18 protein-coding genes are annotated in these 22,313 nt (G+C 48.2%); 3 read left to right on the top strand and 15 right to left on the bottom strand.

The genetic code is table 11. The features are described from left to right. Positions 1-53 precede the first annotated feature (53 nt). The 13 genes from purF to cysB all read right to left on the bottom strand — a co-directional run bounded on the left by purF (position 54) and on the right by cysB (position 14,020). The gene (gene purF, locus ACYVIC_RS17810) at positions 54-1,565 is read right to left on the bottom strand and encodes an amidophosphoribosyltransferase (protein WP_460862113.1); all 1,512 of its coding nucleotides are present in this window, start codon (positions 1,563-1,565) and stop codon (positions 54-56) included. Positions 1,566-1,586: 21 nt separating this feature from the next. Continuing rightward, a complete protein-coding gene (locus ACYVIC_RS17815; protein WP_460862114.1) occupies positions 1,587-2,075 on the bottom strand; it encodes a CvpA family protein in 489 nt (162 codons plus the stop codon). Between the two features lie 59 nt (positions 2,076-2,134). Beyond that, on the bottom strand, positions 2,135-2,737 hold the full coding sequence (locus ACYVIC_RS17820) for an SPOR domain-containing protein (RefSeq protein ID WP_460862116.1): 603 nt from the start codon (positions 2,735-2,737) through the stop codon (positions 2,135-2,137). After that, entirely contained in the window at positions 2,734-4,011 is a 1,278-nt protein-coding gene (gene folC, locus ACYVIC_RS17825) for a bifunctional tetrahydrofolate synthase/dihydrofolate synthase (RefSeq protein WP_460862117.1), read from the bottom strand. The genes ACYVIC_RS17820 and folC overlap by 4 nt, the downstream gene beginning before the upstream one ends. A gap of 7 nt (positions 4,012-4,018) precedes the next feature. Then, positions 4,019-4,894, bottom strand: coding sequence for an acetyl-CoA carboxylase, carboxyltransferase subunit beta (gene accD, locus ACYVIC_RS17830; RefSeq protein ID WP_460862118.1), 876 nt, complete (start codon positions 4,892-4,894; stop codon positions 4,019-4,021). 141 nt (positions 4,895-5,035) lie between these two features. Next, positions 5,036-5,821, bottom strand: coding sequence for a tRNA pseudouridine(38-40) synthase TruA (gene truA / locus ACYVIC_RS17835; protein WP_460862120.1), 786 nt, complete (start codon positions 5,819-5,821; stop codon positions 5,036-5,038). 60 nt (positions 5,822-5,881) lie between these two features. After that, complete coding sequence (locus ACYVIC_RS17840; protein WP_460862121.1) at positions 5,882-8,455, bottom strand: FimV/HubP family polar landmark protein; 2,574 nt, start codon at positions 8,453-8,455, stop codon at positions 5,882-5,884. 217 nt (positions 8,456-8,672) lie between these two features. Then, a complete protein-coding gene (locus ACYVIC_RS17845) occupies positions 8,673-9,692 on the bottom strand; it encodes an aspartate-semialdehyde dehydrogenase (protein ID WP_460862122.1) in 1,020 nt (339 codons plus the stop codon). Between the two features lie 14 nt (positions 9,693-9,706). Further along, positions 9,707-10,828, bottom strand: coding sequence for a 4-phosphoerythronate dehydrogenase (locus ACYVIC_RS17850; RefSeq protein WP_460862124.1), 1,122 nt, complete (start codon positions 10,826-10,828; stop codon positions 9,707-9,709). Between the two features lie 103 nt (positions 10,829-10,931). After that, positions 10,932-11,732 (bottom strand): DUF4198 domain-containing protein, encoded by an 801-nt coding sequence (locus tag ACYVIC_RS17855; protein ID WP_460862126.1) that lies wholly within the window; start codon positions 11,730-11,732, stop codon positions 10,932-10,934. Between the two features lie 43 nt (positions 11,733-11,775). Then, positions 11,776-12,273, bottom strand: a complete 498-nt coding sequence (locus tag ACYVIC_RS17860; RefSeq protein WP_460862127.1) for a DUF2271 domain-containing protein — start codon at positions 12,271-12,273, stop codon at positions 11,776-11,778. Between the two features lie 33 nt (positions 12,274-12,306). Then, the gene (locus tag ACYVIC_RS17865) at positions 12,307-12,897 is read right to left on the bottom strand and encodes a PepSY-associated TM helix domain-containing protein (RefSeq protein ID WP_460862129.1); all 591 of its coding nucleotides are present in this window, start codon (positions 12,895-12,897) and stop codon (positions 12,307-12,309) included. Positions 12,898-13,042: 145 nt separating this feature from the next. Then, positions 13,043-14,020: an HTH-type transcriptional regulator CysB gene (gene cysB, locus ACYVIC_RS17870; protein WP_460862130.1), complete on the bottom strand. Its 978-nt coding sequence runs from the start codon at positions 14,018-14,020 to the stop codon at positions 13,043-13,045. Positions 14,021-14,186: 166 nt separating this feature from the next. On the opposite strand from cysB, the gene ACYVIC_RS17875 reads away from it, so the two are divergent. Continuing rightward, positions 14,187-14,879 (top strand): sensor histidine kinase, encoded by a 693-nt coding sequence (locus tag ACYVIC_RS17875; protein ID WP_460862131.1) that lies wholly within the window; start codon positions 14,187-14,189, stop codon positions 14,877-14,879. Between the two features lie 75 nt (positions 14,880-14,954). Further along, entirely contained in the window at positions 14,955-15,719 is a 765-nt protein-coding gene (locus ACYVIC_RS17880) for a hypothetical protein (RefSeq protein ID WP_460862133.1), read from the top strand. Positions 15,720-15,778: 59 nt separating this feature from the next. Here ACYVIC_RS17880 and topA read toward each other — a convergent pair whose 3' ends face one another. Then, the gene (topA, locus tag ACYVIC_RS17885) at positions 15,779-18,361 is read right to left on the bottom strand and encodes a type I DNA topoisomerase (protein WP_460862134.1); all 2,583 of its coding nucleotides are present in this window, start codon (positions 18,359-18,361) and stop codon (positions 15,779-15,781) included. A 226-nt stretch (positions 18,362-18,587) separates the two neighbouring features. On the opposite strand from topA, the gene astB reads away from it, so the two are divergent. Then, on the top strand, positions 18,588-19,931 hold the full coding sequence (gene astB, locus ACYVIC_RS17890) for an N-succinylarginine dihydrolase (RefSeq protein ID WP_460862136.1): 1,344 nt from the start codon (positions 18,588-18,590) through the stop codon (positions 19,929-19,931). A 56-nt stretch (positions 19,932-19,987) separates the two neighbouring features. Here the strand turns inward: astB and ACYVIC_RS17895 are convergent, their stop codons facing one another. Then, the gene (locus tag ACYVIC_RS17895; protein ID WP_460862137.1) at positions 19,988-22,231 is read right to left on the bottom strand and encodes a beta strand repeat-containing protein; all 2,244 of its coding nucleotides are present in this window, start codon (positions 22,229-22,231) and stop codon (positions 19,988-19,990) included. Positions 22,232-22,313 lie beyond the last annotated feature (82 nt).

The raw sequence follows: 22,313 nt of genomic DNA on the forward strand, positions 1-22,313 counted from the left end.
AATACAAAAGGGAGCATAAGCTCCCTTTTTCGTCCGCGGTTACCCAATATAGGTTAACCTTCGTTATAGGTTTCCAGATTAGTGGCCATAGCCGCCTGAGACTTCGCTTTACTGTCGTCATTACGCATCTGATCCAAGCGGTTCAGATAATCCTGATCGATATCATTGGTAACATAATTGCCATCAAATACCGAGGTTTCAAAACGCCTTATTTCCGGATTTTCAGAGCGCACCGCTTCAATCAAGTCAGGCAGCGATTGGAAAATCAAACCATCAGCGCCAATAATATCGCAAATACTGTCAACATCATGGCCATGTGCGATAAGTTCGTTAGCTGACGGCATGTCAATACCGTACACATTAGGAAAACGAATTTCCGGTGCGGCTGAGGCAAAATAGACTTTCTTCGCGCCCGCTTCACGAGCCATATCAATAATTTGTTGTGACGTCGTACCACGAACGATAGAGTCATCAACCAACAACACGTTTTTGCCTTTAAATTCTTGTTTGATGGCGTTGAGCTTACGCTTAACTGATTTTTTCCGCGCTTCCTGCCCTGGCATGATAAAGGTGCGACCAATATAGCGGTTCTTTACATAGCCCTGACGATAAGGTAAACCTAATACCGTGGCTATTTGCAGGGCCGCATCATTGCTGGTTTCCGGGATCGGAATAACCACATCAATATCGAGGTGCGCCCATTCACGCTTAATCTTTTGCCCCAGCATCGTACCCATTGCTACACGCGAGGCATATACCGAGATATTATCGATAGTTGAATCTGGCCGGGCAAAATAAACATACTCAAAAATGCAGGGCGTGTAACTTGGGTTTTCTGCACATTGAAAGCTATGTAGCTCACCTTGTTCTGTAATGTATACCGCTTCGCCAGGCGAGACATCACGCAGCACCGTAAAACCATCTGCGTCCAAAGCTACGCTTTCTGAGGCTACCATGTACTCAGTGCCCAGCTTGGTTTCACGTTTGCCCATAACCAGCGGGCGTATACCGTTAGGGTCGCGAAAAGCCAGCAAACCATGGCCGATAATCAGTGCCACTACAGCATAACCGCCTTTTACCTTACGATGCACATTAGCCACTGCGCGGAAAATATGCTCGGGTTGCAGCTCCATTACCCCACTGTTATGCAGCTCATGCGCCAACACATTTAACAACACTTCAGAATCTGAGGTCGTATTAACATGGCGGCGGGCAACCCGAAAGATTTCTTCTTTCAGTTGATGTGAATTGGTCAGGTTGCCATTGTGTGCCAGCGCAATACCAAAAGGGCTATTCACGTAGAATGGCTGTGCTTCAGCCGTGCTGGATGAACCGGCCGTTGGATAACGGACATGACCAAGGCCAATATTTCCAGCCAGGCGTTGCATATGGCGGGTCTCAAACACGTCTTTAACCAAGCCATTCGCTTTGCGCAGGCGCAGCGTGTTGTGGTCTACGGTTACAATGCCTGCAGCGTCCTGTCCCCGGTGTTGTAACACTGTTAAACCGTCATACAGAGCCTGATTAACCGGATACTTTCCAACAATACCAACAATACCACACATGGATTTTTTTCCTCGCCAACGCTAGGGCTTTTGCATAAAACTGGAATGGTGCTGCAAATATTCGAAGAACCATTCGATGATAAAACCAAATTCAGGGATCAATGTAGAACTCTGCCACCAGTCAGCACTGGCAACAGGCGTAAAGGCATCCAGAAAAAATAACACAGCACTGACAACCAGCACGCCACGTAGCGCACCGAATACCAGCCCCAACACCCGGTCGGTACCGGATAAGCCAGTAGAATGCACTAGTTTTCCAATAACAAAGTTAATCAACGCGCCAAGGACCAGGCTGCTAATAAACAGAATGGCGATAGCTGACGCATTGCGCAGGGTTTGATCCTGCATAGAAGTAAAAAGCCCGGCTAAATGCGGATAGTATTGGCTGGCAATAAAAAACGCCAGAACCCAAACTGCAAGTGAGATTGCTTCTTTAACAAAGCCGCGTACCAAACTGATAACGGCAGATAACGCTATGATTGCCAATATGGCAAAATCAACCCAGACCATTTGCTACCAAAGGTTGTTTGATGACGGCGCGCATTCTACCAAACACAGCCTCTGCTTGGCTAATTATTTTCTACCGGCTGATAACTCATTACGGTTAAACGCTCCAGACCAGTTAATTGTTGCAGTTTAGGCAGCTGTTGTTCTAACTTTTCTTTACGCAGCTCAGGCCCTACCAATACACTGGTCAGTTGTAGTCCTTGCGTGTTGGTAATATTGCGGGTAAAGGTGACAAAGCCAGACTGGCGCAGCTTGGCCACCAGCGCGTTGGCGTTTTGCGCCTTACTGAAACTGCCCACGCGCACTACCCAGCCTGCCTGTGCCAGTGCCGGATTACCCTGATTTGCCGCTGCACCGTGTTCCACCGTTACCTGAGCCAATTGTTGTGACGGCAATGCAGGTTCTGGTGCTTGCTCTGGCGTAGTTTCATCCAACGGCTGTTCGTCAACTATTTGCGGGTTTACTTGCTGCTGAAGCTCAGTAAGTTTTTTACTATCCACAGCTTGTTGTTGCTGTACACCTTTAAACTCTGGCCGGTCCGGGATCACTTTAAAATCATCTTTCACTACTTGCTTTTCACCATCAAGCAAGTCTGGCAAAAATATGATGCCAGCCATCAGCAGTATCGCAGTGCCCAGTAAACGATGTTTAAATGCGGCTGTCACCTTGCCTCCTGATGGTCTGCCAACACGGCAGACACGGTGTAAAACGAACCAAACACCACCAACAGCTCATCTGTTTTTAATGTTGCGTGAACATGGCCAAACGCCGTTAACACATCATTATGCAGTGTAATATCACTGACAGTATCTGGCAGGTATTTGACTAAATGCTGTGCGGTTGCACCGCGTGCACCAGTTAAAGACACAAGATGCCATTGATCAAACAGCGACGTCAAGGGCGCAAGCGTCTTAGCAATGTCTTTGTCTTTTAACATGCCTACCAGCGCCTTTACCCGGCTAAAACCGGGTTTTAATTTTTGCAGCTGCTCTGCCAGATAACGTGCAGATTGCGGATTATGCGCAACATCAATTATTACTGCAGGGTTTTGTTGCAGCCACTGCATACGCCCCGGCAGCGTCAGAGCGGCCAATACAGCCGCAGTCTGTGTTGTTGTCGGTAGACACTGCAACTGCTCAAGCACCGCCAACGCACAGGCAGCGTTTTGTACCGGCATAGCCGGGTAAGGCAGTGCATTAAGTTGATTGTACTGCCCGCGCCAATGCCAATGTGTCCTGTCTTGCTGATAATGGTATTGCTGGTTCACCAACACAACCTGGCAACCTTGTTGCGCGGCGTGTGCCAGCACCCTTGCTGGCGGAGACAGCTCACCAATAACGGCGACCTTACCACTGCGGAAAATGCCCGCCTTTTCAAAGCCAATAGCCTCGCGGGTATCCCCTAACCAATCTTGATGGTCTAAATCCACTGTGGTAATAACACTGATTTCCGGCGAGATAATATTCGTTGCATCCAGCCTGCCACCCAACCCAACTTCAATCAAACAAAAGTCGCATTGCAATTGACGCAGCAGATAAAACGCTACCAACGTGGTGAACTCAAAATACGTCAGTGCTATATCACCGCGTAACTGTTCAACGAAAGCAAAACCGGCTGCCCATTGCTCATCAGCAACATCGGCACCGTTTATGCGCAAGCGCTCATTAAAATTTAATAGATGTGGCGAGCTGTACACGCCGACTGTATAACCCTGAGCCAGCAACAGCTGCTCCAGACAACGCGCGGTTGTACCTTTACCATTAGTGCCACCAATTAAGATGCTGCGCCCTGGCAATTGCTGCAAACTGGCACGCTGTGCCACGCGTTGCACCCGCTCAAGCCCAAGCTCTATTTGATGTATAGGATGACTTTGTTCTATATAACAAAGCCAATCGGTCAGCGTTTGACACGATTGGCTATCAGGAGTTGGTGTTGACATTTAACCCTTAAGCGGCGCTGTGCTCCGATTCCGGAGCGGGCAACTGCATAAATTTAGCAACAAGACGCGCAATTGTATCGCGCATTTTACGCCGGTCAACAATCATATCAATAGCGCCGTGTTCCAATAAGAATTCACTGCGCTGGAAACCTTCAGGCAATTTTTCCCGTACCGTTTGTTCAATGACGCGAGGACCGGCAAAACCGATTAAGGCTTTAGGCTCACCAATATTAACATCACCCAACATGGCTAAACTGGCAGACACCCCCCCCATGGTCGGATCAGTTAGCACAGAAATGTATGGCAGACCCGCTTCGCTCATTTTTGCCAATGCAGCACTGGTTTTAGCCATCTGCATCAATGAAAACAGAGCCTCTTGCATCCGCGCACCGCCGCTGGCAGAAAAGCATACAAAGGGTACTTTGTGTTTTAAGGCATGCTCTACGCCGGCAACGAACTTAGCGCCAACTACAGATGCCATAGAGCCGCCCATAAATTCAAATTCAAATGACGCTGCAACAATCGGCATACCTTTTAAAGTGCCGTGCATTACCACCATAGCATCTTTTTCATTTGTGGCTTTTTGCGCCGCAATGATACGGTCTTTGTAGCGCTTGCTGTCTTTAAACTTCAATAAATCTTGCGGTTCTAAATCTGCTGCCAGTTCTTTACCTGAGCTAGTATCAAGAAAACTGTGCAGGCGGGCGCGGGCAGAAACGCGCATGTGATGATCGCACTTTGGGCAGACGCCTAAATTACGATCTAAATCGGCCTTATATAATACCGCGTCACAAGAGGTACACTTAGTCCAGACACCTTCCGGGATATTTCGACGCGAGGAAGAAGAGGATGTTCTGGGCAGGATCTTTTCTAACCAACTCATAAATATGTCCTATTGCTACGCCATAACAACATGGGTTATGGCGAAAAAACGTTAAAAAACGCCGAAATTCAGTAAACCGGCGCTATTAAAGCATAAAACACGCGGTGTCGAATACTGAAAACTGGTCTTAGTAGTTCTGCTTTAGCTTGCAATGAACAGTGGGCCGGAGGCAACTCCGGGCAAGTCAAAGTGCGCAGGATAGTCAACCTCCACCAGATACAAGCCGCCAGCTTTAGCAGTTGCGGCGGCCAGATTGCGATTTTTTGCCGCCAATAGCTGCGCTATCCATACTGGTGGGCGGTTTTGCATGCCGACTTCCAGCAGGCTACCCGTGATATTGCGCACCATATGATGCAGGAACGCATTGGCTTTAATATCCAGCACAATGTAATCGCCCTGCCGCGTGATATGTAAATGATGAATGTTGCGATTAGGACTATGCGACTGACATTGCACAGCTCGAAACGACGTAAAATCCTGCTCACCCAGTAAATAGCCCGCGGCCTGTTGCATAAGATCTACATTAAGCTGCTGATGATAGTGGCTTAAACCACTGCGCAAAATGGCCGGCCGGTACTTACTATTGTAAATAATATAGCGGTAACGGCGTGCCGTAGCACTAAAACGGGCATGAAAGTCGTCAGGTACCTGCTTTGCCCAGCGCACCGCTATGGCATCAGGCAGCTGGGCATTTGTACCCATTATCCAAGCTTTATCATCACGCACCGCTGTGCTATCGAAATGCACCACCTGACCCGTAGCATGTACACCGGCGTCAGTGCGCCCGGCACAGGATAACTCGACACTGTGATTAGCCACTTTAGACAGCGCGACTTCCAGTTCCTGCTGGACGCTGTTTACCTCACGCTGACGTTGCCAACCATAAAACGCTGTGCCGTCATATTCAATACCTAATGCGATGCGCATGCCTTACCCTCTTGCTAAACGGCAGCAATTATACCTTAAGCCAACACCTTTTAGCACTGGTCAGCTTTTTAGTCGTTCAGCTTCGGCTTTGACATGCTCAGGAGCATCAGAGGTTAGAATTTCATCCAAGATAAGCTCGGCACTTTCTGTATCTTCAATCTCAATATAAGCCCTAACCAGATCGAGCTTGGCCGAGTAACCGTTGTCTTCAGTGTCTACATCCCGCTGCTCGTGTACGCCAATGATATCTGCGTAGTCTTCCAAACCAACATCAACATTCAGGTTATTAAATCGCTGACTATCATCTTGTGACGAGCCTGCACTGGCCAACAAGCTATCAATCTCGACGAAGTCGTCGTCAACAAAGTTGTGCCCCGGCTCGGCCTGTTGCTCCAATTCAGCCAGTAAATCATCATTGGCCTGCTCGGTACTGTTGTCCTGTTCGGCTTGGTCTAAATTATCGGCCATCGCCTCTAGTTCAGACATCAGCGTATCAAACTGTGCCTCTGGCACAGGGTCTAATTCCAGCTCAGGTATGCTATCTGAGTCATTCTCAATAACAGATACGTCATCTAGTTCATCGAGCAACATATCCGTTGTTAGCTCTGACAACAAGTCATCATCTGTTAGCTCCAACTCAGGGTACTGCTCCAGCATCTTACTTGGATTTTCAACGGATAACGCGGCATCTGTGAGCTTTTGCACCGAATCATCTTCAGAGCTGCTTAAATCCAATGCAACCAGCGTTTTATCGTCATCTGATTCGGGGGCAATATCGTCCAGCAATAAAATGTCATCGTCAGGCAGCAACGCGGTATTGCTATCAGCGAAATTCAAATCTTCAGTTACCGCATCTGGCTCTGCGACAGGCATCAGTTCGCTGGCTTGGTCTAACAGCTCAGATAATTCTGCACTGAGCAGGTTCTCGTCATCTGTTAATTCAATGTCGAGGATTTCACTACCTTCATCAATATCTGGAGACCGCTGGCCATCAGAACCTTCAACCGCCAGACTCTCGGCAAAGTCATCCAGTTCGGTTCGATCAGGGCTATACTGCTCAGCGTCAGGCACAGTAGCTTCAGTTTGGGTGATAATATCTTCAGCAATGTCGTCGACCGGCTCGGTTAGGGACTCCTCTTGTGCAACCTCAACCTGACTTAATGCCGCTGATAGTTGTTCAGCCTGCGAAGGTTCATCAGGCACCAGCCTGTCCGGCTCGTCTAAATCAATTTCTTCTATCAGCTCATCAATATCAAAGCCGATATCATCATCTGCTGCGCTGGCCAACGACGTGTCATCATCCGTTACCCGGGCCGGCTGTTCTAAATCAATCTCGCTCTCCTGGCTGCTTAGCTCAGACAGAAGGTCATCATCTTGCCCGGCCAAATTATTAAGCTCGTCTTGCGCCTGGCTGTCGTCTGCCAGCTCAATTACATCATCGTCATCATCTGCAGCAGCCAGCAATGCCGACAAATCGTCATCTGATAATATATTCTCGGGGTCAAACTCATCGGCTATAACGTCGTCGTCATTATGCAACGGTGCCGAATCTGCCGGCAGCAGGCTATCATCATCATCAAACGACAGAGCATCGTCAAACTCAAGCAAATCGTCATGTAACTTTTGCTCTTCTTGTGCCGGTGGTTCATTAAAGGCATCTTCAAGTAAGGCGTCATCGATTTCAAACAGGCTTTCGTCTACATCGGCATTATCATCAAGCGGCGGTAAGGGTGATTGATAAGCAGGATTAGCCGTCGCTTCGTTTGTCGCCGCATTTACCACTTGCTCTGTATGCTTACCACGCTTTTTTACCCAGAACAACACGCCCAACAACACCAGTAGTGCTGGAATACAGGCTGCTAAAATCCACATCAAAGGATGGGTTAACCAGTCAGACCAGTCTGATTCAGCTAGCTTTGCTTCCTGCTCAGCCTTTTCTTGCAATGATTGTTGTTGCTGCTGTAATAGCTGCTTTAACTGTTGTTGAATCTCACTGTCTTCACCTAGCTGTGCTTTTAGCAACTCGAGATCATGCTGTACTTTGGCCAGGTTGGTTTTTAATTGCAGATTCTCACCCACAATGGTTTCAACCAGCTGCATTGAATCGGCAAACTGACCGCGTAATGCATCCAGATCCTGGCGCTGCTGCTGGCTTAGTTGCTCCAACTCAGCACGCCATTGCGTTGCAGGTGTTACTTTAGGCTGTTGGCCTGGCACGTCAACTGCTGAAGCTTGCGGCTCAGTGGCAACTTTTTGCCGCCTTGCCCAGCGCTCGTCGTCTAGTTCCGACTTTTGCCGTGCCAGATTAACGTCAACTTGTCGCATCTCACTGGCAGTCGGTAATAACAGCACAGATCCAGGACGCAGATGATTCAGGTTGTTGTCGATAAAAGCATCAGGGTTTTTCTGGTAAAGCGCATACATCACCTGATACAGGCTGATATCTGCTTGTGGTCTGATACGGTCGGCTACCCGCCACAGCGTGTCAGAGGGCGCTAAAGGACCAATAGTCGGTGGAGCAGGCAACGTATCGGTGCTGCGCGGGCCGCGAAGTTTGATTGTCGTTTCCTGCGCCAGAACAGATGACGAAAAATTGACAAACACCATAATAATAACAACGAATAGCAAAGGCATTAAAGGTTCCTACCCAGATCCAGGCACAAATACATCAAGATGTCGGCGGCAAAGCAGCCTGTCTTTAGCCGCTGTGCAAACTATATTCCAGTTTTCTTAGATGTCAGTGTAATCAAAATATAAAGCACCCGGGCAATTATCACCAGCACTTAAAGCAACGCATTGAAATTAATAGACTAAAAGATAAAAATAAACAGGCCCTTTCGGGCCCGTTTTATTACAGAAAATCGCGGATTAAATGTTCAGCAATCTGAATACTGTTGGTGGCTGCGCCTTTGCGGATATTATCTGCCACCACCCAAAGGTTAATGCCGTTTTCGTGCGATAAGTCTTGCCTGATACGGCCGACAAATACCTCATCTTTACCGGCCGCACTGCATACCTGGGTTGGGAAATCAGCATTGTTTTCCAGCAACACCACACCAGGTGCATTCGCCAGCAAGGCTTTTACCTGCTCAACGCTGATCGGCATCCGTGTTTCAATATGTACTGCTTCAGCATGGCCGAAAAACACCGGTACCCGCACTGCGGTGGCGTTAACTGAAATACTGTCATCACCGAAGATTTTTTGTGTCTCCCAGTGCATTTTCATTTCTTCTTTGGTGTAGCCGTTATCCATAAACACATCAATTTGCGGAATAACGTTAAACGCGATCTGGCGGGCAAACTGGCCTTCGTTTTCAATCGGCCGGCCATTCATCAGCTGCGCCGCTTCATGAGCTAACGCCTCTACCGCGTCTTGTCCGGCCCCACTGACCGACTGATAAGTGGCGACATTAATCCGGCTGATGCCAACGGCATCATGAATAGGCTTTAACGCCACCAGCATCTGAATAGTCGAGCAGTTCGGGTTAGCGATAATATTGCGGTTGCGATAATCAGCAATGGCATGCGCGTTCACTTCCGGTACAACCAGCGGAATATCCGGCTCGTAGCGGTAGTGTGAGGTGTTATCAATCACCACACAACCGGCATCAGCTGCTTTGGGGGCATACATAGCAGATACATTGCCACCGGCAGAAAACAAGCCAATTTGCGCCTGCGACCAGTCGAACGTTTCTGCATCGATAACCTTAATCTTCTTGCCTTTAAATGTCACGGTGCCACCGGCAGAACGGCTGCTTGCTAACGGAAACAACTGCCCTACCGGGAAATCACGCTGTTCCAGAATTTCAATTAAATGTTGTCCTACCAAACCTGTTGCGCCCAAAACGGCAACATTGTATTGCGAAGCCATGACAGTTCCTCTTGTTATTGTGCGAGGCTAAAACCTAATTGCGGCAAAAAGTCAGGGATGACGTTGCCACACAGTTGTAACGAGCTGAATTCTCGCCGCGGCGGGTATGACTTTCTGAGCCAGTCAAAACCCTTACTTTGCAAGTAATGCCGAAGCATGGCATCGTCACGGCGTACATCATATAACAGTCTTGCCAAGTTTTGGACATCCGGAAGCCCAAAATTTGCACTAATTTGCAGTTTTTCCATTGCTGGTACCGGCAACAACTTTTGTAGTTGCTGTTGCAGCGGCTGTTGCAGCAACGCCGCACAGCGCTGATACAGCATTTCTGTGCCGCGGGCTTTGCCTTCAATACTGTGGCCGGCAATATGCGCGGTAGCAATATCCACATAAGGCAGCAATGCAGTAAGAATATCCGGCTCTTGCTCCCAGACGTCTAACACCACAGCACGGCGTGTGGCCGCACGGCTTAAATCCTGCAGCAAAGCCTGGTTATCAATCACCGCACCGCGTGAGGCGTTAATCAGCGCACAGTCAGGCTTTAACTGCGCTAAGGTCTGGGCATTAAGTAAATGCTTAGTGGCATCACTGCCGCTATTTATCAGCGGGGTGTGAAAGCTGATAATATCGGCCTTGGCACACAACCGGGTAAAGTCGGTATGCTCAAAGCCTGGCTCGTTGCGGGCCCGCAGCGGATCGCACAGCAGCACCTTAATATTCAGCGCCTGCAGCGCCTTAGCCAGCCGGCTACCAATATTACCCACGCCAACGATACCGACGGTTTTGTCTGCCAGCTGCCACTGATATTTATCTGCTAAACACCATAAGCTGCTAAGCACATACTCCACTACCGACTGGGCGTTGCAACCCGGGGCACTGGAAAACACCACCTGCCGCTGGGCCAGATACGCCTGGTCAATATGATCCATACCAATGGTAGCGGTGCCGACAAAGCGCAGTTTGCTGTTACGTTGCAACAACTGTGCATTGACATTGCTAACCGAGCGCACCAACAGAATATCAGCATCCTGCAACTGTGCGGCGCTGACATTGCGGCCATCAAACAAGCTAACCTCGCCAAACTGGCGAAAAAACTGCTGCACCAACGGCATATTTTCATCGGCAAAAATGCGCATTAACGGGTCCTGCTAAAGCTAAAAAGGCGAAGCGCAGTGTACCAAATAGCACAAAGCCAGCCTATTGAATTTGGCTGGCTTTGTATCGTTAACGCCACAGCGGCTACGGCAGGGCGACCTCAAAGGTATAAGTAACAGATTCGCGCACCTTGTCAGCCAGCGCGGAATTGCTGTCGGCTGAATAAGAGGCTTCAATCAGATAACGCCCTGCTGTGGCGGGCGTAAAGCTGAACCGGCCGTCGGCATTGGTTTCAAATTCAATCCGCCCTGCGTCGTTGCGATAAAGCTCGCCTTCATAGGACAGCACGCCTTTTACCCCAGCTTGCGGTTTGCCATCGAGGTTAAACACCAACTGCAGGTTTTCTTCTGCTACTACATCAGCCGGATGCACATCACTGCTGATCTCAAGCCCGACGCCCTGCAGTTTCACTACGCTATAGCTGGGGCTGTTTACCGTTATATAGGTAAAATTGCGGCTACGCATTTGTGTGGTTTCCACCTTAGTGGCACCTTTTGGCAATTGCGCCGTGCGTTCCTGCTTATTGGCCTGCAGCCGTTTACGATCTCCGTTTAACTCATAACTGGTAAAAAAGCGCAGTGGGTTGGCCATTTCCAGCCGGTAAGTACCGTCGCCGGCCAGTTGTACATCAGCCATTGATTTACGCTTACCCTGATGCACTGAGCTGACATCCTGTACTTTGCCATCCGGCAAATGCAATTTCAGGCTTTGCAAACCAATGCCTTTGTCAGGTACAAAGGTCATATTAGCGGCAGACGCATCCACGCTTACCCAGCTGTCCTGCTTCGACAATACATAATGGCTTGGTACCAGCCACAACGTGTGGGCACTGATACTGCCGCTGGCAACCAGGCTGGTTAGTAAAACTGCTGCTTTTTTAAACATAACAAAACGTCCTTTTTTAACTCTGAATGCGGCGGCGCCGCGATTAACGGATAGTGGCTTTAACCGCGCCTAATTCACCCTCTGCTGCAATATCAATTACGGCACCTTGTGACGGCCGGCTAAATTCATGTTTGACCAGGCTGCGCCCGCCTTGCTCGCGTGCCGCCTCAACAAAAAGTGTGTACTGCCCTGCTGCTAATGCTGCGCCATTGTCATCTTTACCGTCCCAATTCAGGGTATAACTACCAGGCTTTTGCGTGGCACCACTTACTGCATCAACCAGGGCAGTATTACTGCGGCCGATTTTTCGCCAGAAACGGCGTAGATCTTTTAACCAGTCCGGCTTTTCTACCCACAGCGCAATCAGCTTTACCGGCTGTTGTTGTGCATCTTCTACCCATACCGCAACATAAGGCCGGTGATACTGGCTGGTTTCTATTACCGGCAATTCCAGTGCGATATCACTTGACGCAGCTGCAGCCGTGTTATGACAAAAAAGCGCCGCAATACACACTAATAAACAGGCCCCGGGTAACTTCATAGTACTTCCTCTGTTGACGCGCCCTGCCCGGCGCTAATGCAATGACAAAATATAAGCAAATAAACTGATAAAAATACCCAGCATGGCCAGGCTGTTACCAATACTGCGCCGTGATGGCTGCTTTAAAATCAACCAAAAACCAGTAAGGGAGAAAATAATGCAGGCCAGCGCGGTAATATCAATCAGCACTATCCAACTGGTGCCGGCGTTGCGGCCTTTATGTAAATCATTGAGCAGTGCCAGATAACCGTTAAATTCCAGTTCCAATTCGGCTGTGTGGTTAGAAAAATCAACAATGGCAGTGGCATAACCAGCAGGGCGTTTAAAATCCAGCTCCAGCAGCAGGTCGTCCGGTTCAAACAGATAACTGAACACCGACGCCTTAACCTGATACTCGTCACTTAACCAGTTACGAAATTGCTCTGCTATCTCTGCCTGCTGCCCGGCATTGTGTGGTAACTCTGCATATTGCAATGCAGCGGGTAGCTCAAGGCTACGCTGCACACTCTGCTTGCCTACTGAGCTGTAAATCAGGTCTGGGTGATTAAGTGTAATACCGGTTATCGCAAAAAATAACAACAACACCAGCACCAGCATAGAACTGTAGCTATGTAATAAACGCATGAATTTAGATAACTGCAGGGATCGCGAAGGCTGGTTCATAACAATGGTTTCAGACACATCAATTACTGATTATGATACTGATAACAATTCTTATTTGCAATATAAAAGTGCCCACTAAGGGCACTTAACAAACAACGGCTAAATATTACCGAACTGGCAGGTCAAAACTGGCAAACATTCGGTCTATCTCTTCCTGATTGCGCAGCATATTGGCTTTCTCAACCACATCTTTTGTCAAATGAGGTGCAAAACGTTCAATAAAATCATACATATAGGTACGTAAGAATGCACCTTTGCGAAAACCAATTTTAGTAGTTGAAGCGTCAAATAAATGACTGGCATCAATTGCTACCAAATCTTTATCCAGCTGCTTATCCATTGCCATCGACGCAATAACACCGACACCAAGGCCAAGACGCACATAGGTTTTAATCACATCGGCATCGGTTGCGGTAAACACTATTTTTGGCTCAAGTCCTTTAGCGGCAAAAGCTCTATCCAACTCGGACCGACCAGTAAAACCAAATACATAGGTAACGATTGGATGTTGGGCAACATCTTCAACGCTAATTTTATGGCCAAGTTGCAGTAACGGATGATCGTGCCGCACTATGACACTGCGGTTCCAGTGATAACAAGGCAACATCACCAGATCGTTATATAAATGCAGTGCTTCGGTAGCAATGGCGAAATCCGCATCACCACGTGAAGCCGCTTCCGATATTTGCTGAGGTGTCCCCTGATGCATGTGTAGCGATACTTTCGGGTACTTTTGCATAAAACCGCTTATTACGGCAGGCAAGGCATATCGTGCCTGCGTATGAGTGGTGGCTATATTCAGCTTACCTTGGTCCGGTAGCGTATGCTCTTTTGCTACCGCTTTTATGCTCTCAACCTTGGCAAGGATCTGCCTGGCTATATCAATTACATCACGCCCGGCCGGGGTGACATGGGTAAGATGTTTACCACTACGGCCAAACACCTGAATACCCAGCTCGTCTTCCAGCATTCTTACCTGTTTACTAATCCCCGGCTGCGAGGTATACAAGCTCTCTGCTGTGGAAGAAACATTCAGATTGTGGTTCAGCACTTCAACTATGTAACGCAGCTGCTGCAATTTCATGTGTCACAGTTCCGTTTATGGCATATCATTGCTCAATATACCTGTCTGGCGGGATATTCCAACTTATTTTTAATTTGGAAAATGCTATAACAAATAGTAGCTAAAAACAGACGGGTTGCCAGCGCTAGATACTGTTGCCAGCGCAGCTATTTTTTCAGGAGATATTATGAGCCAACTGCCGCGTGCCATAGATTTTGCCTCTGTGCTGGCCTCTACAGTGCACGATATGAAAAACTCGCTGTGTATGCTGATCCAATCTGCAGAGTTGATCCAGCAGGAAGGTAGCCAATTATCAGAACAAGCCAAGGATGAGCTGGCCAGACTAAGTTATGAAGCAAACCGGCTTAACTCAAATTTATTGCAGCTGCTGTCATTATATCGTCTGGAGCGTAATCAGCTGCCTGTGCAGATAGATGAGCACTACCTGTCAGATGTGATAGAGGAAGTGCTATTAAAAAATGAATACTTTAGCCAGCAACGAAAAGTAAGCGTGAGCGTCGAGCAGCAAACTAACTTGTGTTGGTTTTTTGATTACGATTTGATTATCAATCTGCTGAATGATGCTGTAGCCAACGCTCTGCGTTATTGTAAACAACAGGTGTTGCTACGAGTGAGTCAGGAACACAACAGCTTAGTAATAGAAGTGCATGACGATGGCCAGGGCTTTCCTGATTTTATGCTGCGACATGACGCAATGGATATGAATAGCCCCGATCTGGCGAACAACCACACCGGACTTGGAATATTTTTTGCTAAACTAATAGCCAGCGCCCACAGCAATAAAGGCCAATCTGGCAAGGTAGTTTTAAGTAATGGCGGGCACTTTGGTGGTGGCGTGTTTCGGCTAACGCTGCCTTAATAGCGACAGATTACTGTTATTTCAGTAATTTTGTGATTAATATGCGGACTGAGGTCTAACCCTGATGAGGTTTCAATGCTGTTAACCTTGATCATAACACTGGTCATTGCACTGATTGTTATCGCCGTGATTGTGAATGCTATTCAACAACATAAAGAGCGATTAGCAACATTAAAGCGGGCAGAATTCAGTAAACTGCGCGCTATATTGGAAGATACCGAAGAGCTAATTGTTAATTCGGCAAATGTGCCCATGTCTGTTGCAACCAGCAAAATGCTGTTAAAACGCATAGCCTACACCTTGGGCGCTATGGTCGAACTGGAACCGGGCGCTAAAGATATTAAGCAACGTTTGCAAGAAACAGAAAAACGCCTCAATGACAGCAGTGAAACTGAAGCGTCGCCAGCAGAAAACGTAACCTTGCCTGACAATGATCAACAGCTTATTGGCATGATTAAAGGTATTAAAAAGCTCAGAACAGTACTCAGAGCTGAGCATGCCAGAGGTAATGTCGATACGCAGGTAGTGATACAGGAAGACAAAAGACTTGAAATATTGCAACTAAGAATAAATGTCGAAAGTCAGATAAAACGCGGTAATCAGGCCCGTAGCAATAATATGCTTGGCTCAGCACGGCAATATTTTGAAAAAGCACTGACATCACTGAGCAGCTCGCCGCACCAAGACGACTACGTTATGACGCGCAAATCAGAAGTTATTCAAGCGCTTGAGGACGTTGCCACGCAACTTAAAGAGGGCAACGTGCGTGATCGCGAGAAGAAAGAAGAGAAAGAAAACAAAGACTTAGATGAACTTTTTGCGCCAAAACGTAAGTGGTGACACAAACACCTTAAAACAAAACGGGCCGCTATAGCGACCCGTTTTGTTATGTACTCAGGTTAATCTTTTGCTTTAACCCATTTGCCGTTTTCATACCAGACAGACCAACCGGTAGCTTTGCCGTCACGCTCTGACATCACGTACTGCTGCTTGGTTTTTCTGCTCCAGCGCACGACTGCCGGGTTACCTTCAGGATCTGTTGCTGGTGCATCAGCCAGATAGTAAAACTTCGGCGATAATTGCGCGCGGTATTTGGCCAACTCTGCCACCAGCGGTGCTCTGGTTTCCCGTGATTTAGGAAAGGTAGAGGCAGCCATAAATAAGCCTGCAGCCCCATCACGCAGCACAAAGTAGGCATCTGATTTTTCGCATTTTAACTCAGGCAAGTGCACTGGATCTTCTTTTGGCGGCGCAGCCTCACCACTACGTAGCAGTTTGCGGGTATTTTTACACTCGCTGTTGGTGCAACCAAAGTACTTACCAAACCGGCCCGATTTCAGCTGCATATCACTGCCACATTTATCACACTCAATAAGCGGACCTTCATAGCCTTTAATTTTAAAACTGCCCTGTTCTATCTGATAACCATCACACGCTGGGTTATTACCACAAACGTGCAATTTGCGCTGTTCGTCAATCAGATAGCTGTCCATCGCAGTACCACATTTAGCACAACGCTTCTTTTGTCGCAGCGCTTCTGTTTCCAGCTCTTCGTCACTAACGTTTACCGCTTCATCACCAGAAACCAGGTTCATCGTTGTGGTGCAACGCTCTTTTGGTGGCAGGTTATATCCTGAACAGCCCAGAAAAACACCAGTTGAAGCCGTTCTGATACCCATAGGCCGGCCACAGGTGGGGCAGCTGATATCGGTTAAGACAAATTGATTCACCCGCATACCGCCCAGCTCAGGTTCAAGCTCAGCTGTTTTTAGTTTGGCAGAGAAATCACCATAAAACTGGTCCAACGCCGAACGCCACTTAGCGCTACCGCTGGCTATATCATCCAGTTTTAATTCCATATTGGCCGTAAAATCATAATTCATCAGGTCATTGAAGTTCTCAACCAGCCTGTCGGTTACAATTTCGCCCATTTTTTCTGCGTAAAAACGCTTATTGTCAACCCGCACGTAGCCGCGGTCCTGAATGGTCGAGATAATAGCGGCATAGGTAGACGGTCGGCCAATACCGCGCTTCTCCAACTCTTTTACCAGACTGGCTTCGCTAAAACGGGCTGCCGGTTTGGTAAAATGCTGCGCGCTGTGCAGTTGTTCCAACTGTAATACATCGCCTTGCTTTACGTTCGGCAATACGCTGTCTTCATCATCTTTACGCTTAACCGCGGGCTGTACTTTGGTCCAGCCATCAAAGCGTAAAATGCGTCCTTTGGCTTTTAACTCAAAGTCAGCGGCCTGCACGGTAATATTGGTCACATCATACTGCGCTGCTGGCATCTGGCAGGCAACAAACTGACGCCAGATTAGCTCATACAGCTTGCGTGCATCAACTTCCATATCTGCCAGGCTGCTGGCCAGCACATTAACATCTGATGGCCTGATTGCCTCATGCGCTTCCTGCGCATTGGCTTTGCTGCCGAAACTCACTGGCTGCTCTGGCAGATACTGTTTACCAAACTGCTTAACAATATAATCACGACACGCTGCAACGGCATCTGCACTGAGGTTGGTTGAGTCAGTACGCATATAGGTAATATGGCCAGCCTCATATAAACGCTGTGCCAGCATCATGGTTTTCTTTACGCCGTAGCCCATTCTGGTGCTGGCTGCCTGTTGCAAAGTAGACGTAATAAACGGCGCCTGCGCCTTACTGCTGCTGGGTTTATCCTCTCGCTCTGTCACGGTAAAAGTTGCATTTTGTAGCTGGGCTACTGCAACGTCAGCCTGAGATTTATTATCCGGCCTGAACGCTTTACCCTGTTGGCGGACTACCTCCAGTTGCAACGCCTGCGCTGCAGTCGTTTGCGTATCTGCGTCAACGGTCCAGTATTCTTCCGGCACAAAGGCTTTAATTTCGCGTTCGCGCTCGACCACAAGCCTTACAGCGACTGACTGAACCCTGCCGGCAGAAAGGCCTCGGGCTACTTTTTTCCATAGTAAAGGTGAAACCATAAAGCCAACCACACGGTCAAGAAAACGCCGCGCTTGCTGTGCATCAACCCTGTCCTGATTCACCTCACCAGGTTGTTCAAAAGCTGCCTGAATGGCATTTTTAGTGATTTCGTTAAACACCACACGCTTAAACTTGTGCGCTTCACCACCGATAATTTGCTGTAAATGCCAGGCAATAGCCTCTCCTTCACGGTCTAAGTCCGTTGCCAGATAAACCGTATCCGCTTTATCTGCCAGCATTTTCAGCTCTTTAACAACTTTCTCTTTGCCAGGCAAAATTTCATAGCGGGCTTTCCAGCCATTGGCAGGGTCTATACCCATGCGATCAACCAGCGCCTGATACTCTTTCTGCTCTTTACTCAGCGTTGTTTTACTGCTGCTTTTTTCTTTGCTGCTGCTGGTGGGCAAATCGCGAATATGCCCCACGCTGGACTTGACGACAAAATCGTTGCCAAGATACTTGTTTATCGTTTTTGCTTTTGCCGGTGATTCGACGATTACCAGTGATTTTGCCATCTTAAATCCTGAGATAACTAATTTTTTAGGCCTGTACCAAGCGCTGCTTTTTTAACGTATATCCGCAAACCGCAGTTGTGACAAGTGAATAACTTCATTATTATGCCAATCAGCTCATTTTAAGAGCTAGCTGGTGAAACCTTCACCAGATCAAATGAAGCATCCTCAGTGGCCGTAAAAATAATAAAAACAGTGCCCAATCCAAATTAAAGGATATAAAGCAAAAATGAAATTCTTTGAAGCAAACTTTGATGGTCTGGTAGGACCAACCCATAACTATGCCGGCTTGTCTGTCGGCAATGTTGCCTCACTATCTAACGCTAAAAACAGTTCCAGCCCGCGTCAGGCTGCCAAGCAAGGCCTGAGTAAGATGAAAGCCTTACACGATCTTGGTCTGGTGCAGGGTGTATTAGCCCCGCAAGAACGCCCTGATGTGTATACTTTACGCCGCCTAGGCTTTACCGGTTCTGATGCCCAGGTTATTGCCAACGCTGCCAAACAGGCACCTGCGGTATTTCGCGCAGTGTGTTCTGCTTCCAGCATGTGGACAGCTAACGCGGCGACTATCTCACCCAGTGCCGATACCGCCGACGGTAAAATACACTTTACCCCGGCTAATCTAACCAATAAGTTTCACCGCTCGCTGGAGCCCATTACTACGGGAAAAATTTTGCAGGCGATGTTTCGCAACCCGGAATATTTCGCGCATCATACACATTTACCCGATAATGATCACTTCGGTGATGAAGGCGCGGCGAATCATACCAGACTTTGCAGTGCTTATGGTAAACGCGGTGTTGAACTGTTTGTATTTGGCCGTTATGCCTTTGACAACAGCAAACCGGTACCCAAGCGTTATCCTGCCCGCCATACCTTAGAGGCCTGTGAAGCCGTAGCGCGTTTGCATGGCTTAGACGACAACCATGTGGTGTATATGCAACAAAACCCGGATGTAATTGATCAGGGTGTATTTCATAACGATGTTATCGCAGTAGGCAACCAGAATGTGCTGTTTTATCACCAACAGGCTTTTGTTGACACCCAAACAAAGCTGGCTGAACTACAACACAAATTCGGCCGTGAAACACAACTGCATCTGATTGAAGTGAAAGACAGCGAAGTAAGCGTGGCCGAAGCCGTTAAAACCTATCTGTTCAACACCCAGCTGGTCGCGCTGCCAGATGGCAACATGGCCATTATTGCCCCAACCGAGTGCCAGGACAGCCCCTCTGTGTCGGCGTACCTGGCCAGTCTTACAGAGCGTAATACGCCAATTAAGCAAATTCATTACTACGACGTTAAACAAAGTATGCGTAACGGCGGTGGCCCGGCCTGTTTGCGTTTACGTGTGGCAATGAGTGAGCAGGAAAGGCAGGCAGTAAACCCGAATGTACTGATGAACGATACGCTGTTTACTACGTTAAATAACTGGGTAGATAAGCACTACCGCGATGAGATTAGCGAAGCCGATCTTGCCGATCCGCAATTATTGCAAGAGTCGCGCACAGCGCTGGATGAGTTAACGCAAATTCTGCAACTGGGTTCGGTGTATCCGTTCCAACAAGGTTAATCAAACCCACTAAAAACAAAGGGAGCCAACGGCTCCCCTTTTTATCACTCAGCTGCTTAGCCCTTTTCACTACAATTCTGACGAACACCAAACGGATTAGCCGGCGGATCAGCATTCTCGTTGGTTAGAATTGCAGCAGACATCGGCAGGTCGTATTCACGGTACGCGACGTTTTCAGTACCGGCAGCCAGGCCGGAGACCTGCAGCCGTACTGTCAACCAAGCACCTGCGTCCTGCGGGTAAGTGACATTGAATACCGCTATACCGGCATCATCTGAAGTTACCGTACGCTCAACAACAGCAATATTGCCTGGGGTAAGCTGGCCATCGCCGTTAATATCTTCACCGCCATCTAAAATACCATTAAAGTTGGCATCTTCACTGACACATTCCTCTGGGGCAATACGCACTGCCGGAGGCCTGCTTCCTGAAGTAACCCACTGTTTAAAGGTTTCTGGTGCCGGAGGGAAGGGAACCCAATACCCTTTACGGTAGCTCACAGACACTACCGCTACATTAAGTTGCTGGTTCGCTACCGGGTTACCCGAGCTGTCGGTAACTATAATCGAGAATTCTTTAGCAAAAGTACTAATTGACGGTACGGTAAGTGTATTGCCGGTACCAAAGCGGAAAAACAGCGTTCTCTTGCCGACAGCGATATCGGTTTCATCAAAAATACTGTTATTGCTTTGCAGCGCGGCTCTTACAATAAGGTTTTCACCTTCTACACCAGCACCGGTATTGGCATCGGCAGTAAACACCGTAGAGGCAACACCCTGCGAGTTAGTTACGGCGGTACCGGTACTAATAACACCACCAGCAGAATTATCCAGGCTAAACACTATAGTCTGGTTTTTTACCGGGTTGTTATTGGCATCACGTACTATGGCACGAATTGCACTAGACTCACCGGCGCCAACCTGGGCTGGAAAGGCCTGGGTCTCAACCTTGGTAGGGTTCACCGCAACAAACTCAATTACCTTTTTCGCACTGACCGCATTAACACCAGTACCGCCGGTGGCACCAATGGTAGACAAGCCGGCAAATTGCGAACGAACTACTGCAACCGCTTTGCCATCCGCGTCGGTTGTGCCCTGTGAGGTTACACCACCGTTTAAGCCAGCTGCAGTAGCGGCAATTTCGCCGCGGGTCGTATTAAAGGTAACCATTTCACCGACGTTTGGCGTATTGTTTACCAACCATTCTACGCCTAATTGCTGAGGCGTGTTCAGGTGAACTTCTAAAACCTGATCTGCCTCGCTAGCGGCTTGCACAAAAGCAAACGCATCAGCACTAATAGACACACTGGCGGTATTGGTTACACCCAAGGCTGTAACACTAATAACATCGGCACCACTATTGACTGCGGTATAAGTAAATGACGCTTTACCGGCAGAGCCTGCAGTTTGTGGTGAAGTATCACTGATGGTGTTGCCCAGCGCCGAGCTAACTTCAACCTCAACACCCTGAATGCCTGCATCGTTCGAATCAGTTAAAAATACGTCTATCGTTGCGGTATCGCCCAGCACTACTGAGGCAGGTGCCGCTAGCTCTAAAGTTGTACCAACAACAGCCACGGTCAGCACTGAACTTTGCTGTTGCACCCGGGCGGTCACCGCAATATCACGAACATTCTTGTCAGTTTGTGTCGTTAACGATGCTTTGGCAACGCCATTGGTGCCGGTTGCCGCATCAATTTGTATCAGCTCGCCGGAATCACTGGAAAAGCTTACCGGAATATCAGCCAACACCACGTTATTACTATCACGTACCAGGGCACTTAATTCAACTTTGGCACCGGCGCCAGAACCCAGCAATAAAGTATCGGCAATCAGTGACACTGAGCCAACCGTGACATCTACCTGGCCACCGCCATCACCAGCAGAGTTAAAACCAGTAGAAGCACTGACCGTACCATAGCTTGCGGTTAATTGGCCCGCACCACTTTGGCCCCCAACCAGTAACGTTAGCGTAGCAACGCCGCTGGCATTGGTTAGCGCTGTAGCTGTGGTATTACTAAAACTGGCCAAACTGTCGTTACTCAGGCTTAACTCTATGACCTGGTTAGCAATATTGCCGTTATTGGTAGCAGTTAACCTTGCCGTTACGGTAAGAGGAGTAGCCTGAGATAAGGCCGTAGACGCCTGACCCGCAGTATCGGTTAGCGTTAGTGCAAGCGAATATACCGGCGTTGTATTGCCACCACCATCAGTACCACCAGTGTCAAGTGTTCCGCCGCCGCCACAGGCTGCCAGCACAGTAACGATTAGCGCAACAAAAAGTTGCTGGATGTTTCTCATGAAAACTCTCCCAAGCTGATTTTTATATAGTTTTTGTTAATTCTGTATCTTAAACCATTAAACTGGCAAACGTCACAGCTAT

This window comes from Rheinheimera gaetbuli (genome assembly GCF_054781935.1).

What these genes read in the sequence shown, in the direction of transcription:
- ACYVIC_RS17845 (WP_460862122.1), bottom strand. Translation starts at nt 9,692, where the DNA reads ATGGCTTCGCAATACAATGTTGCCGTTTTGGGCGCAACAGGTTTGGTA.
- folC (WP_460862117.1), bottom strand. Translation starts at nt 4,011, where the DNA reads ATGTCAACACCAACTCCTGATAGCCAATCGTGTCAAACGCTGACCGAT.
- ACYVIC_RS17880 (WP_460862133.1), top strand. Translation starts at nt 14,955, where the DNA reads ATGCTGTTAACCTTGATCATAACACTGGTCATTGCACTGATTGTTATC.
- truA (WP_460862120.1), bottom strand. Translation starts at nt 5,821, where the DNA reads ATGCGCATCGCATTAGGTATTGAATATGACGGCACAGCGTTTTATGGT.
- ACYVIC_RS17865 (WP_460862129.1), bottom strand. Translation starts at nt 12,897, where the DNA reads ATGCGTTTATTACATAGCTACAGTTCTATGCTGGTGCTGGTGTTGTTG.
- ACYVIC_RS17815 (WP_460862114.1), bottom strand. Translation starts at nt 2,075, where the DNA reads ATGGTCTGGGTTGATTTTGCCATATTGGCAATCATAGCGTTATCTGCC.
- cysB (WP_460862130.1), bottom strand. Translation starts at nt 14,020, where the DNA reads ATGAAATTGCAGCAGCTGCGTTACATAGTTGAAGTGCTGAACCACAAT.
- astB (WP_460862136.1), top strand. Translation starts at nt 18,588, where the DNA reads ATGAAATTCTTTGAAGCAAACTTTGATGGTCTGGTAGGACCAACCCAT.
- ACYVIC_RS17855 (WP_460862126.1), bottom strand. Translation starts at nt 11,732, where the DNA reads ATGTTTAAAAAAGCAGCAGTTTTACTAACCAGCCTGGTTGCCAGCGGC.
- ACYVIC_RS17840 (WP_460862121.1), bottom strand. Translation starts at nt 8,455, where the DNA reads ATGCCTTTGCTATTCGTTGTTATTATTATGGTGTTTGTCAATTTTTCG.
- ACYVIC_RS17850 (WP_460862124.1), bottom strand. Translation starts at nt 10,828, where the DNA reads ATGCGCATTTTTGCCGATGAAAATATGCCGTTGGTGCAGCAGTTTTTT.
- ACYVIC_RS17860 (WP_460862127.1), bottom strand. Translation starts at nt 12,273, where the DNA reads ATGAAGTTACCCGGGGCCTGTTTATTAGTGTGTATTGCGGCGCTTTTT.
- accD (WP_460862118.1), bottom strand. Translation starts at nt 4,894, where the DNA reads ATGAGTTGGTTAGAAAAGATCCTGCCCAGAACATCCTCTTCTTCCTCG.
- topA (WP_460862134.1), bottom strand. Translation starts at nt 18,361, where the DNA reads ATGGCAAAATCACTGGTAATCGTCGAATCACCGGCAAAAGCAAAAACG.
- purF (WP_460862113.1), bottom strand. Translation starts at nt 1,565, where the DNA reads ATGTGTGGTATTGTTGGTATTGTTGGAAAGTATCCGGTTAATCAGGCT.
- ACYVIC_RS17895 (WP_460862137.1), bottom strand. Translation starts at nt 22,231, where the DNA reads ATGAGAAACATCCAGCAACTTTTTGTTGCGCTAATCGTTACTGTGCTG.
- ACYVIC_RS17875 (WP_460862131.1), top strand. Translation starts at nt 14,187, where the DNA reads ATGAGCCAACTGCCGCGTGCCATAGATTTTGCCTCTGTGCTGGCCTCT.